Here is a 14,661-nt window from a genome sequence, read left to right as displayed (position 1 = left end):
ATTATTTATCTCCTAATTCAGCAATAATATTGTTAATTAATTTATCTTCTGGTTTAATAAATTCGTTTTCAACTTTAATATTTCAATTTAAGGCTAATTTATTAGCTACTTCTTTAAGCATAAAAGCAAAGTAATTTTTTATCATATTTTCATCAACGTCTTTATTATTTTTTAAAGCTTCATATAAATCTTTTGATTGATTATCTTGGTCGATTAATTTAGTAATAATTAAACAAGATAATTCGGGTGTATCAATTTTGCTTAAAATATTTCAAATTAATAATTTAGAAAAAATAAAAACACTTTTTTCATCATATTTAGCTATATTTGGTTGATTAAACATTTTTTCAATAATTTGACCGTTATTCATTAAATTATTAGCTTCTTCGTTTAATGAATAATTAATATTAGCAAGCTTAATTTGACGTCTATAAGCTTTATATAATTTAGCAATTTGTTTCGCTAATTTTGCCATTGATTTAGATTGAGCAGAAGCGCCTACCCGACTAACAGATAAATCAATATCAATAGCTGGTCTTTTGCCTAAATCAAATTGTTTAGAACTAGTTACAATTTGACCGTCTGTAATAGAAATAATATTAGATGCAATAGCAGAGGTTATATCTCCATCAATAGTTTGCACAATTGGTAAAGCAGTAATTGATTTTCTATTTTTAAAATTACCTGATCTTTCTAGTAATCTTGAATGAGCAAAGAACATATCGCCAGGATAAGCTTCTTTACCAACCGGTTTATTAGTTAATAAAGCGATTTCTCTAAAAATATTAGCGTGAGTTGTTAAATCATCAAAAACAATCAATACATCATCTTCTTTTGAAATATTTTCCGCATGCAACATTCCGATATATGGTGCTAAATATTGTTCGTAAGGATTAGAAGCCGAAGCGTGAATAATAATAGTATTTTTCATTACATCACTATTAATTAAGGTTTGATAAACTTCACTAACAGAGTTTTTATTTTGCCCAATAGCAACATAAATACATTTAATATTTTTATTGGCTTGATTAATAATAGTATTTAAAGCTAAATGTGTCTTACCGGTTTTTCTATCTCCAATAATAAGTTGTCTTTGACCTAGACCAATTGGTGTAATTAAATCAATAATTAAGTAACCGGTTTTTAATTGGGTATCAATAGGTTTATATTCGGTTAATGGAATAAATTTACCGTATAAAGTTGAACCTGATTGTAATTCTTTTGATTTATTTTTGCTAGTTGCATTAGTAGTTAAAACATTTCCATATATATCAATTATCGAATTAAAGAATTTACTTTCTGTGATGATATCTTTTTCTTTTTCAAATACTTCATCACCGATATTTATTTTATGTAATTCATCATTTGAAATACAATAAGCTTTATCTTCATTAGCTTGTAATAAATATAAAGAAACATCGCCTTCTTTATTAGTAAATCAACTATTTTGACTAAAGTCGTATTTCCCTTCAATCTCAACAATATAGTCAATAATAGCACTTACTCTTAAATTTGATTTTTTTGTCATTATAAAACTCCTATTCCCACAACTAATAGAACAACAGTTGCTAAAATGGCAACGGCCAATATTGTTGAGCTTAAAATTAATTTTCCTTTATTATTTTTAACATTTTTTAATTTAGATAAAATCACGGTAATAATTAAAAAGATAATTGAAATTAATAAAGTGATTGCCCCTAATGAAATCATTATTTTTTTAGAAGCATCGGGTTGAAAGTAGGATGATTGATATAAGTTTTGATAAGCTTTTAATCAATTATCACTATTTTTAGTTGGATTATCAAAATCAATATTTTCTTCTTGCGATAAAGTCGAAATATTAATAAATTGATTTTGGATTTTGGTTATTAGTTCAATAATAGTGTTATATTGTTTAAGAACACTATAAGTCGAACCAATACCAACATTTTTTAAATAAATAATATCTTCTTGTAAAACCTCAATAGCTTTTAAATAGTTATTAATATTTTTATTTGCATTTTTAAAATTATTTTCAATATTTTCTTTAATTGATCTAATGTAATCTTTTAATTGATTAAAAACAAATTGATAAGAATTACCTAAATATAATCAATATGCATTTCCGTTTATTTTTAAAACTCTTAAAGAGGTTAAAAATAAACCATTAACTTCATTAATAAATTCTTTGTTTTCTTTTTTTATTAATTCGTCTTCAATAGTTAAATTATCGTTCAATAAATTAGCTTGTTTGCTTATAAAATCATTTAAAGCATTTACAAAATAATCATTATGTAAAACAGTTAAGGCTCCTTCAATCATATTAAAGACCGTTGAAGCTAGTTTTTGCGACCTTAAATTTTTAAAATAAAGATCATCGTTAATACCTAAGGCTTGATAAAAGCGATCAAAGCTTTGTTGAATAATTTTATAAGCTAGTTCATTAGCTTTGCTTATTTGCCGATTTTCAAAACGTTTTAAATCGGTAATGTAAGTTGTTCTACTTGTTGGATGATTTTTATCAACTAACATTACATTTGCTTTATAGCCTTCATCAGTTTTTAAAATATTTAAAACTTTATATTCATATCTAGTTACAATTGGATTTTTAAATCAAAAATATTTCGAACTATCTTCAATATGATCACCAATTAAATTATCATTATGTAACCCAAAATATTCATAAGAAACATAAGGTGAAAGTCTCGCTACATTTTCTCTAGCAAAATCAATTAAAGGGTCATTAATTATTTCTTCTTGTGGAATAATAGGCGGTATTTCAGGCTGTTCTTTTTCTTGTTCTTCTTGGTTTTGTTGGTTAAAGTTTTGATTTTGTTCTAAATCAAAATTAATAAATCTTTTGTTGATTTTAGTTTTTAAATAAGCATTTCAATTTTCATAGCCATCAGGAACTGCCAAATCGATTGATAAAGATTCTTCAGGACTAATAACTTTTGTATTTTTACCAATTTGAGGCAAATCATCTTCATCAATAAAAACACTTTCAAATTTCTTTTCTAACTCATCAAAATAAGTTTGGGTCGTTTCTTCTAGAGATTTCCAATCAATTGTATTGATAGTTGATTCTTTATCGGTTTTAATTTGATTGTTTTCACCTGTTATTTGACTTTGATAATTACTTTTTTCTGTATCGCCAATAATAATATTTGTATAAGTTTCATCTTCAAAAATAATTTCGCCGTTTTTATAATTTTTATTTTGAGATAAAACGTAAGGAAAAACTATTTCTAATCCATATTCATTTGGTTTTTTAATTATTTCTGCTTTGTTAGAGCTTAAATATTTAATTAATTTTTTGTAATAAACTATCTTAACTAAATTTTCTTTTAAAACGTCTAAACTAGCATTATCTAATAATTTTTCTACTTTATTTTTAAGTTCATTGATAGCAAAATCGACATATTTTTCAATACTTTTTTCGATTAATTGATTTTCTTTATCATTAAAGTTTTCAAAATCTTTATCAACTGTTTTTTCTTTTTCTTCTTTGTTGTTTTCGTTATTACTTTCAGCTGCTATCAAAGCCGTAGGAATTAATAAACTAGGAGCAAGTAGCATTGTTGAAATAACTTTTTTAATTTTTAATTTCATGAGCTTCTCCTAATGAAAAATTAATTTTGTATTTTATTTTTTTATCTTCTAATTCCAAGTTATTAATTTGGGTTTGATAAGCAGAAGAAGGATTTAAATTTTGTAAAGCTTTATATTCGTTAATCTTTGTTTGATTTACTTTTAAAATATTTTTATATTCTTTAATATCTTTTAAATCTTCTAAATAATAATTTAATTTACCTGAGTAATTAACAACTAGGTTGTCATTAAAATATTTAATAAAAACGTTTTCTAATATGAAATATCATCATTCATCGTTATTTTTAACTCTAAAGAAACAAATTTTAAAACTTCCAATTGAATTTGTCTGAATCTTAGTTCAAGCATCACTACCATTAACATTGATTTCAAGATTTTCGACTTGTAAAAAGTTTTTGTAATTACTTTCGGAAATAAACTCGATTGTCATAACACCTACTTAGAATATAACCCATTTTTTTTGTAAGACAAAATGGCAATTTCTTCTTGTTCTAATTGTTGTTGTTCTCTTTTAATATGTTTATTTAAAGCTAATAAACGTTTATCTAAATCATTTAGTTTTTGGTTTTCAGCAATTAAATTATATTTTTCGTTAACAATAGAAGATTCGTTTAATAAAGCCAGCGTAATATAGCTTAAATAAGCATTTAGTTCGCTATCTACAAATAAATTAATATCTGGATAAATTTTAATTTTTCTAAAATCAATATTGTCGATTAATATATTTTCTTGATCGTCCATTTTTAAAGCGAAATTATTAAGCGGTAAAACTTCAATTCAACTATTCGTAATCCGTGAAGAGTTAATGACGTAATTAATATTATATAAACCGTTTTTATCTAAAAAATTCTGAATTAAATTGGGTAAAAATTTAGATAAATAAGCAACATTGTTTTCTTTGTATTCGAAAGCTAAATTAATTTTATTATTATTGGCAAAATCAATCGCCCTTTGACCGATAGCTATCATAAAATCATTTTTTAAATTGATTGTCTTTAACATATCGGCTTCATGTTTTTGGTAAGGATCGGTTTGATATTTTTCGCTTTCTGTTATATAAATTCACAAAGTTTGTTTGGCTTTTTTATCGGATAAAAGTTCACTATCAGTTTGATAATATTTATTGATATTGTTTAAAAAGTTTTGAGAAACAAAAGATCTTGATAAATAAAAGTTATTATTTTTAGCTAATTTTAAAATGTTGATTAAAGTAAGATTTTTTTCTGAATCAATAATTTTTTTAATATTTTCTAAGCTTTGTTTTTTAGCTAGTAATTCTTTAAGATTCATTGATTAAATTTGGTGAAAAGAAAATTTTTACAGTCTGAGTTTCAAAATCTACTTTAATATAAATGTCATTATTTATTTTAATAATTTGTTGATTAACAAATAAAACTTCATCGATTAAGGTGTTTAAGTTTAATAGAAATTCATTAATTAAGATATCTTGATTATTTTTTAAATTTAAGGCAATGTTGTTGCTATCAATTTCATAATCAATAATAGGAATTAAATCAGTAAAACTAAATTTATCGTTTCTATTTCAATTAATGTTAAATTTATCGAAAATAATTTGTTTTTTATTTTTTATAGCTTGATCTAATTTTGATTTAATTTCTTTGGCTTCTTTAACTACTTTTAACAATGGATTTTTAATTATTGTTTGATTAATTAAAAGTTCAAAATCTAAACTTGCTTGTTTTTGAATGTCAAAATATAAAGCAAAAACTTGATCTTGATAAGCTTTTTGATCTTTTAAGATTTTTTTATTCATTTAAAACTCCTTTTTCGTTTAGATTTTGTTTTTTATATTGTTTTATCAAGTTAGTTGAACTAATAATTCAACCAACACCTTTAATAATTAGATTTAAAGCTAAAACAGCAATAATTAACATGATGCCTAGATCAGCAAAATCAAATGCTGTTTGAGTTAAAGATAATTGGGTTGAACCATAACTTGCTAGTAATACGTTTAATTGTTGTGTTATTAAACTAAATAATAAACTTAGATAAACAAATAATAAGTAGTAATTATCTTTATTGAACTTAGTTTTATATACTTTTTTATTCAAACCATAAACAATTAATAAATTAATCGCAAAGAAACCTAAATTAATTGAATTAACTAATTGTGAGGTTCCAGATAATTTAATTATTAGTCAAATAATTGCTAGTAAAAGTTCTAAAGCAAAAGTAATTATTGAATAATAACTGATAATTTGATTTCTAGTTTTTAATATTCTTGGTGATAAACCAATAAAAGTTAAAATTCCAATAGTAATAACAATAAATATTATTGAAATTCAAACTTGATTAGACTTTTCGTTAAACACACCATTTTGATATTTATTAGTAAATAAACTAATCATAAATCAAGCAGTAAAACTAATTAAAATACTAATAATTACATTAAATATATATTTTAAATCATATAAAAATTCTTTTTTATAGCTATATGCAAACGCCAAATATAAATAACTAACAATAATTAAAGTTATAAATATTACCACTAATAAAAACAATAATAAATAACCTAAAAAACCGTTATTAATTAATGTTTTATTAAATCAATTTATTAAATTATTTTCTACAAATAAGTTATTAACTTCACTGGCAGTTTTATTTTTAGTGAATACATATAAAAGAATAATTAATGTTGACAATAAAATTGCTTTTGTAATATAAGAAATAACTTCTAAGCTTAAATATTTTTTTCAAGTAGGTAAAACCTCTTTTTTAACAATTCAACCATATATTGAATAACTTAGATTAATTAAATAAACCCCAATAAATAATAAAGATTGATAAACTAATGAATTTAAACTTGTTTTATTTCAAACGAAAGCTAAAATTAGCACCAAAACAAAATACAAGTTATAAATAATAAATCAAGGCAAATAATATTTATTCTTTCTAATATTAAGTCGTTGGTTTCTTAGGTTATAAAAGCTAATTAAAACCAATAGAAATATAAACATTGAAATATGTAATAAAACTAAAAAGTTTTTTGCTTTTAATTCCAAACTTTCATTATTAAATAGGTATTTATAACTAAAAAATTCAGGAATATTAATAAGTTTGCTAGCTAGGAGTAAAAAGATAAATAAACCTAACGTTAGAATAGTAAAAGTTAAATATTTAAGTAGCAAGCTAGAATTAAGTTTTTTAGAAGTCATAATCAAATCCTTCATCATTATTATCTAAACTTGCTGGTTTAACCACAAAGTGAACGTTGAATTTTCTAGCCGCTTGTGTTTGATTTAAAACATCAGCCATCGCTTGATTATCAACATAATATTTACTAAATTCATATCTTCCTGCTTCTAATAATCCGTATAAAGGAGCATTATATCCGTTTGGTAAATCAGAAATATTACCTTTAATATATAGACTATCTACCGCTCCGCCTTTAAAAATCAATTTAGATCTAGTTGGACCTTTAACAATTAAGGCATTTCATTGATCTTTAACAAGGTTAGCCCCAGTTACTTCGAAAACATTTGATTTAGCAAATAAAGTTAGTTGATAAAAGACTTTACCATATAAGTTAATATCTTTTAAACTTTGGATTTCTGGAACTTCAGAAAAATCTAAATAAGTAGGTCAACTTCCTTCTCCAAAAGCTCCTTGAAACACTCTTTGATCCCCTTTAGTTACAAATGCGATTTTTTGACCGGCATTAATTTCAGCTAGGTTTGAGCCTTTGGTGTATTTAAGCGTATTAAAGACAATACCACCGGCTACTTTTTGATCTTTATTATTCATGTAGTTATTGTTGTATTCAAAAACTATATTTTTAACATCATTAATGCTATTAGGGTCGATTGCTCATTTATCAGAAATATTGTTTAAACCTGAATACATTTGCAATTCTTGGATTTTTTTATTATGTAAACCAATTAAAGAAGCAGTATTATACCCTTCAAAGAACAATGTAACACTTTTTACCACGCTAGGTATGCTTGCTAAAATGTTTTTGAAATCTTGTTTTTCGTCAAATTTACCCATGTTTTGAATAATAACCCCATCGAGTTGTTTGTTATTATTAACTACATCATTCATAAATTGAATAAAACTTGCATAACCTTGAGGATTAGCTGCATCTAATACTACAAAAATCTTATCGCCTAAATTATTGTCAATAGCATATTTATTTGATGGTGCTGGGGTATATCTATAAACATTAATTCCTTTTGAAGATGATGCCCCGTATCTTTCATATTCACTAGTAGCATTAGATTTTTTTCAACCGATAAATTCGTTATTAACTATTGCTGATGGATTACGGTTATATTCGCTATCGTTAGATAAAATTCTATTTTTATTATCTTGAATCATTTTATTTCTAACTTTATTATCAGCAGGGTTTATAGGTCCTCAAGTATTACCTAAACTCATTGAACCTAAATGCAATACCGGAATCATTCCTTTTGCTAAAAATGAATCCATTTGTTTAATGTAATTGTCCATCATAGTTTTTCATAAAGCAGCGTAATCTTCGCCATCTCTTTTACCGGGGAAAGTAAAATTAGGATTGCCTTTTGGATCATTAATAAATTTAATGTAATCTTTAAAATAATCGTTATTAAATTGCATACCGTCGTTGGTATAACTCATTTCATATATTGCTTTATAAGCATCGGCTAGTTTATTAATATCGGCTTCACTTAATTTGCCAGACACAACAATTCCTGATAATTTTTGAATATCAGCAAAAGCATTTTTAATAATTTTAGCGTCAGCCGCACTTACCTCTTTACCCTTTGATTCGCCGGTTGTAATTTTAGGTTCATCAACTTTAATATTATTTACATCAATATTTGGTCCAGCTTTAGCAACATAAGGAGTAATGTCAACTTTTTCCTCTTCTTTTGGTAAAGGTTTAGGTTTATCGTCGTCAACGTCTTTAATATTATCGTTTACAACACTTACAGTATAAGTTTTACCAGGTTGTAAATTACTAATAGTAAATCCTGGTTTTAATTTATAACCGCTTGGAATTTGAGCTTGTCAATTAACTTCTTGATCATTTTTAGTTGTAATAATTACAGACGAAATCGTTTCTGAGCCATTAACGTAATTAAAAGTTGTATGGTAAGTTACAGTGTCTAAAGCAATAACAATTTCGTTTAATTGATCTAAATTAATTTTTTGATCTGAATTTGCCAAATGATAACCAATCGGAACGTATTGATTTAATTTAATTTTTTCATCGCCAGTTGTTTCTACTTCAATTTGTTGAATTACTTTTTTATTTTGTAAAACAAATTTTAATTGAGTTTTATGTTTAATTAAAATTTGTTCAACTTGAATATCAATAGTTTCTCCTGGGGTTATGTTAATGTTATTATCATTAACTAATTTATATCCACTTGGAATTTTAGCTTTTCAATCTATTGGATCATTATTATAAGTTGTAAAATCAACCCGTTCAACTAGTCTTCCGCCTTCTTTAAAATTAATAGTTGTTGTATATTTAACAATATCTTTGGCAACTACTAACTCATTAGTTTGATCTACTTTAATGTCAACATTTTTTTCATCGCCCACTAAGTGATAACCCTTAGGCATTAAAGATTTTCATTCAACAGGATCATTATTAATAGTAGTTACGCTTTGTTCTAAAATTTGTTGACCGTCATTAGTTTTAAAAATAATAATTGTTTCGTGTTTAATAACAATAGGTTCGATTTCAATATCATAATTACCACCAGGTTTAATTTCAGGTAAACTTTTTTCTCTATTAATTTGATAACCAGTTGGCACTTTAGCTTCTCATAAAACAGGATTATCATTTTCAGATTTAACTTGGGCGCTTTCAATGGTTTTATTATTGTAAATAAAATTAAAAGTAGTTGTAAATTCGTTAACGTTTTTAGCGACAATAACTATATTTTCTTGATCAATCTTAACTTCGTTTTCTTGATTAACCAAATGATATCCATCAGGTACAAAATTTTGATATTCAACCTTATCCTCGTTATTAGTTTCAAAAACTTTACGAGAGATTTCTAACCCTTCTTGGGTTTGATAAATTACTGTAGTACTATGTTTAACTATTTTAGGCTCAATTTGAATGTCGTACGTATTACCAGGTAAAACTTCCGGAATTTGAAAACCGGTTTTAATTTTATAACCTTGTGGTAATTTATCCATTCAAACAACAGCTTGATCGTTATAAGAAATTATTTCTTGGGTATCAATATTTTCGCCGTTATACTTAAAATTAAAAATAGTTTTATATTCAGATACATTTTTAGCAATAACTAATACATTTTCTTTATCAATAATAATAGTTGGGTTTTCTGAAACAAGATGATAACCTTCGGGAATGTATTTTTGATAATCTAAAAGTTCATTGTTGATGGTTTCAACAACAATTTTTTTAAATTCTTGACTAGTATTTGCATCTAATTTAAAAATCAATGTTGTTTTATGGACGATTTTTTTAGGGCGTACATAAATAACATTTTTAGAATTATCTTCTGATAAATTAACGTGTTTTAAATTGATATTGCTATCAACTAGTTCATAACCTTCGGGTAAAGAGGCTTCGATATTTACGTTATTTAAATCATTGGTTGTAATGTTATATTGTTTAATGATTTGATCGTTGTCTTTGTATGTAACAACAACATTAAAATCTTTTTTAGGTAAATTATCACGTGCTGATGTTGAACTGCCATCATCACTTTTAATTTCACTATTTAAAGAATTATTAATATTTTTTTCATAAGTTTGAAAATCATTTTTTAATTTGTTATTTCTATTATTTAAAGCTACAAAACCAGTAATAGCAGCCGCCGAAACGACCGCTGCTAAACTCAGGGATACACTTAAAATAATTTTTGTTTTTTTAGCTTTTATCATATCCCTTCCTTATCTATTTATTAAATTTAAATTGTTCAGGTACATTTTCATCTGATAAACCCGAAGCAAAAAGATTGGTTTTATAGTTATCTCCATATGCTGCTAATAAAGCTTGACGATATGAAGTTCTTTGGTTTTTACCACCACCATAAATTAAGTCATATTCCTCTAATTTATATTTACCGTATAAGTCACCGTAATCATAACCATTAGATCTAAATGCTTGGGCTATAGATTGAAGTGAAACTCCATTAGTATCACCGGCAGCAAAGTTAATAGCGATCAAATTATTATTAATATCTCTTATTGAAGATCCAGAAGCCCCTTGTAAAGGTTCTCAAGCCCCAGGTATCATTCCTAAACCGTAGTTTAGGTAAAATTGTCCTTGATATGGACTAGTTGTATCCTTTAAATTGGCTGAATAATAAGAAGAATTATTATTTAAAGTGTCAATTACAGGGTTAGTAATTAAAATATCTGTAACACCTTTTTTATAAGTTCAGTTTCTAAATGAAAAACCTTTATTTAATCCTGAACCGAAATCATAAGTAAACTTACTCATATTAAAAGGTTTGTTAACTCAAACTGAAGAAGTAAAACTTAATGATTCGCGACCAATTCTTTCAATTTCTTCGTTGGTTAAACGATTATCTGTTGCTGCATTAGGAAAACCAAGAGCTATATAATTAACATCATCTCTTGGAATAGAAATTTCTCTTCCGTTAGTTAAAGTTACTTTTTCAGTTTCATTAGCTAAACTTTCAGGGATATCTAACATTGATTTATCATTAAATTTAAGTTGACGATCTTTATCTCAATTAGCGTAATTAGCGGTTGCTTTTTTAGCTAATTCATAAACTGAATTTACTTCAATATCTTTTAAACCATCAGCTTGTGAAACATAAGAATATTTATTTTGAGGATTGCTAAAATCAAATTCTAAAACTGCAAAGTCTGCCATTTCTTGATTATTAAAGTATGGTGAATTATTAGCTAAATAATCACTTGGGTTTTGATTTAAAAAGTCGTTTCCGGCATAAACTATTTTAACTTGTGAAGGTTTAAAACTAAATCTATCAACAGTATTAGCAAGGTTAGTTACGTTTAAATCTTGTTGTAATGGCGTTAATTCATTAAAGTGATATAAAGTAATATCTTCGGTCAAACCAACTGATTTAGCTTCTAAAAGTTTTAACTCTTTGTTTAGTTCTCTTCATTTATTAGCCGGTTCACTTTGATCTGCTGCTTCTTGGCCTTGATTTTTTAAGATTTCGTTGTATTTTTCTAGTTGTTCTTGTAAACCTTTTTCCAATTCATCTAATTTAGCTTTGGTATTTCTTAAATCTTCGTCAGTAACAATATTTGAATAATTAGTATTGTTATCTTTATAAGTTTTAGTTAAATCTTGAGCGACGTGTAAATTAGTTGCTAAATATCATTTGGTTGGATATTCTTGACCTTCTTCAATTTTATAATCTAAAATTCAAGCTGTTCCGATACCAACATTAGCTTTTCTTTCATTAATATATTTATTAGAATTAGTAATCGAAATTTGAAAACTTTGTAATAAAACGTCTTTATATTTATCATTAGGAATTACTCTTGGTAGACCTCTGTTTTTAAGATCGCTTTTTCAATAAGCGGCAACGGCATATTTTTTACCGTTTGGTCTTAAAACTAATCCATCTCCATAATCGACAGAAAAGTTTCTAATTCAAGCATCAAAAAATGAAGATTGTCCGTATTTTTGCGCTTCTTCGTCATAATTTTTATTGGCAGGTTTGGGACCTTCTGAGACGTTCATGTATTTTTTTAAAGCATCAACATAAGCTTCAAGTTCGGCATCAGTTTTTTGTTTTTCACTATATGTTTTTCATTCAGGACTATCGGCAGCAGCTGGTTTACCAGGAATATTTAGAGATGGTTTATTTTCTGAATTAGGATTACTTGGTTCATCAGGAACATCTTCCCCAGCGTTTGCACCACCATTTGGTTGTGGTTTAGGTTTATCAGGATTAAATACTTGAAAACCAGAAATTCAAAAATCGATATTACTTAAATCAATTTTTTCGCCGTTATCTTTTTGATAATAACCTTCCACTTTAAAAGCAATTGAAGTGTCGGTATCATGCTCATTGTTTTGTAAACTTAATTTTTTAATATAAAAGCCGTCTTTGTTTAGATCTTTGACTTGAACTAAAACATCATGAACTTGTTTTTTGTTCATTTCTGAATTAACATTTAAAACATTAATCAAACCTTTGTATTGATTAATAGTTACTCCATTTACACTTCCACCTTCGCTAGTAGTATCAGTACATGCAACAGACACAAAAGGAAGAACTGCAAGTGAACTTAAACTGGTTATTGATAATATTTTCTTTGCATTAAATATATTTAAATTTGATTTTTTCATGTAAAAATTATAGCTAAACTGCGGCGACCTTTTCTTTTTTTTTTTTTTGATTTAAGAAATTAATTTATTTATAAATAAATTAGTTTTCACTAGCCTTTTAAACATAAAAACTTTTATTAACTAGCGATTAGATTAGATATATAAATAATCTGCTATAATATTGAAGAATTTATTAAAAAATAGCTGAAATTAAGCTTAAAATAAGGAGAAAACATGTCAGGACATTCAAAATGAGCTACTACTAAACACCATAAAGCAGCTCAAGATGCTAAAAGATCAAAAATGTTTCAAAAATTTTCTAAAGAAATAATTGTTGCGGCAACAATCGGAGGACCAGACCCCGATTCAAACCCTGCTTTAAAACTTGCTATTGCTAAAGCCAAAGCTAAAAGTATGCCAAAAGCCAACATTGAAAAAGCAATTTCCAAAGTTGCTGGCGGGTCAAAAGATGCTGCTAATTTTCAAGGATATTTATATTCAGGAACCGCTTTTGGTGGAGTTAGCTTTATTGTAAGTTGTTTAACCGATAACTTTAATCGTTTAGCTTCAAACATCAAACACTACTTTAACAAATATAACGGTCAATTAGGTAAACAAGGAACTGTGCCTTACGTATTCGACCAAAAAGGTTTAATCGAATTTTCAACAGAAATTGCTAGCGAAGACGAAGTTATGATGACCGCTTTAGACGCTGGGGCCGAAGATTTTAAAGTTGAAGATGGATTATACATTATTACCACTTTACCATCAGATTTTCAAAAAGTAAAACAAGCTTTAGATGAAACTTTTAAAATTGAAAATTACAGCACCGCTGAAGTTACATATATTCCTAATTCAGAAGTAGAAGTAGATAAAGAAAAAGCTGATCAAATTGAAGCATTTGTTGATTTCTTAGAAGATGACGAAGACGTACAAGAAGTTTGACATAACGCTTATTTTAGTGAATAAAATAATTTTGAAAAACCTGTCAAAAGCGGGTTTTTCTTTATTTTTTCTTATTTATAATTAATACTTTTTTAATTATTAGAAACTAAATACAGGAGGTTTATATAAGTAAAAAGGCAATTTATATAGGAATTACATTTTTATTATCATCAACGGCTATTTTATTTACCGTTGGCATAGTTAAATATCAAAAAGAAAAACCAGATTATGAAGATAAAAATGAAAAAATTAAAATTAATAAAATATCAATTTCTGGTGCAGTTGAATATCCTGGTGAATACGAACTAAAAAACGGTAGTATATTAAATGATCTATTAAAATTAGCGATTTTAAAAAGTGGAGCAAATTTAGAAAACATAAACAAAAATTACATTTTAAAAAATAAAGAAAAAATTTACATACCTTATTTAGAAAACCATAAAAAATCTATTAAAACCGTAGTAGATTCAAATGTATTAATAAATTTAAAAATCAAAAAGAATATTGCAGAAAAAATTTATCAGTTTTTAGTAAAAAATAATTATGAGGTTCAATGAAAAGATTTATTAGAAATTTCAGGAGTTGGTGAAAAAACTATTGAAATTTTACAAAACAATTTTCTTATTGAAAATTAATAACTCCTGCGATATTATCGACTTTATTACTTTTGATTTTTTTAATTGATATAAATAATTATTTATTTTTAATGGTTTTTATTTTTATTAATTTATTATTGTTTTTAAATAAAAAATATGTTTTGCTACTTTTAATATTTACAACTTTAGCCTTGTTTTTCTATTTCTTTTATTTAAGAGATATTTATTTAATTAATAATCGTTTTATATCCGGAGATTTTATAG

10 protein-coding genes and 1 pseudogene are annotated in these 14,661 nt (G+C 25.8%); 3 read left to right on the top strand and 8 right to left on the bottom strand.

What is annotated here, in order from left to right:
* Window position 1: 1 nt before the first annotated feature.
* From FJO69_RS02045 to mip, 8 genes are read right to left on the bottom strand one after another with little or no spacing between them, the layout of a single operon-like run.
* Window positions 2-1,528 carry an MSC_0619 family F1-like ATPase alpha subunit gene (locus FJO69_RS02045; protein ID WP_140781335.1) on the bottom strand — a complete coding sequence of 509 codons (1,527 nt, stop codon included), beginning with the start codon at window positions 1,526-1,528 and terminating at the stop codon, window positions 2-4.
* The gene (locus FJO69_RS07240) at window positions 1,528-3,591 is read right to left on the bottom strand and encodes an MSC_0620 family F1-like ATPase-associated subunit (RefSeq protein WP_140781334.1); all 2,064 of its coding nucleotides are present in this window, start codon (window positions 3,589-3,591) and stop codon (window positions 1,528-1,530) included. The genes FJO69_RS02045 and FJO69_RS07240 overlap by 1 nt, the downstream gene beginning before the upstream one ends.
* Window positions 3,575-4,021, bottom strand: a complete 447-nt coding sequence (locus FJO69_RS07235) for an MSC_0621 family F1-like ATPase epsilon subunit (protein WP_140781333.1) — start codon at window positions 4,019-4,021, stop codon at window positions 3,575-3,577. Before FJO69_RS07235 ends, FJO69_RS07240 begins: the two co-directional genes overlap by 17 nt.
* A 5-nt stretch (window positions 4,022-4,026) precedes the next feature.
* Window positions 4,027-4,881 (bottom strand): MSC_0622 family F1-like ATPase gamma subunit, encoded by an 855-nt coding sequence (locus FJO69_RS07230; RefSeq protein WP_140781332.1) that lies wholly within the window; start codon window positions 4,879-4,881, stop codon window positions 4,027-4,029.
* A complete protein-coding gene (locus FJO69_RS02025) occupies window positions 4,871-5,365 on the bottom strand; it encodes an MSC_0623 family F1-like ATPase-associated protein (protein WP_140781331.1) in 495 nt (164 codons plus the stop codon). The genes FJO69_RS07230 and FJO69_RS02025 overlap by 11 nt, the downstream gene beginning before the upstream one ends.
* Complete coding sequence (locus FJO69_RS07225; protein WP_140781330.1) at window positions 5,358-6,767, bottom strand: MSC_0624 family F1-like ATPase-associated membrane protein; 1,410 nt, start codon at window positions 6,765-6,767, stop codon at window positions 5,358-5,360. The genes FJO69_RS02025 and FJO69_RS07225 overlap by 8 nt, the downstream gene beginning before the upstream one ends.
* On the bottom strand, window positions 6,757-10,461 hold the full coding sequence (locus tag FJO69_RS07220) for a putative immunoglobulin-blocking virulence protein (RefSeq protein WP_140781329.1): 3,705 nt from the start codon (window positions 10,459-10,461) through the stop codon (window positions 6,757-6,759). Before FJO69_RS07220 ends, FJO69_RS07225 begins: the two co-directional genes overlap by 11 nt.
* Window positions 10,462-10,474: 13 nt before the next feature.
* Window positions 10,475-12,877 carry an Ig-specific serine endopeptidase MIP gene (gene mip, locus FJO69_RS07215; RefSeq protein WP_140781328.1) on the bottom strand — a complete coding sequence of 801 codons (2,403 nt, stop codon included), beginning with the start codon at window positions 12,875-12,877 and terminating at the stop codon, window positions 10,475-10,477.
* Between the two features lie 213 nt (window positions 12,878-13,090).
* Between mip and FJO69_RS02005 the strand changes: the two genes are divergently transcribed.
* The 3 genes and pseudogenes from FJO69_RS02005 to FJO69_RS07205 all read left to right on the top strand — a co-directional run.
* Complete coding sequence (locus FJO69_RS02005; RefSeq protein WP_140781327.1) at window positions 13,091-13,825, top strand: YebC/PmpR family DNA-binding transcriptional regulator; 735 nt, start codon at window positions 13,091-13,093, stop codon at window positions 13,823-13,825.
* Between the two features lie 86 nt (window positions 13,826-13,911).
* Complete coding sequence (locus FJO69_RS07680) at window positions 13,912-14,436, top strand: MAG0490 family ComEA-like DNA-binding protein (protein ID WP_368853736.1); 525 nt, start codon at window positions 13,912-13,914, stop codon at window positions 14,434-14,436.
* Window positions 14,355-14,661, top strand: a pseudogene (locus tag FJO69_RS07205) (hypothetical protein); the annotation flags it as partial. The gene FJO69_RS07680 and the pseudogene FJO69_RS07205, both read left to right, overlap by 82 nt.

It is taken from the genome of [Mycoplasma] falconis, assembly GCF_006385795.1.
In the GTDB taxonomy this organism is placed as follows: Bacteria; Bacillota_I; Bacilli_A; order Mycoplasmatales; family Metamycoplasmataceae; genus Metamycoplasma; species Metamycoplasma falconis.
This window is presented reverse-complemented; position numbering and strand designations above follow the sequence as displayed.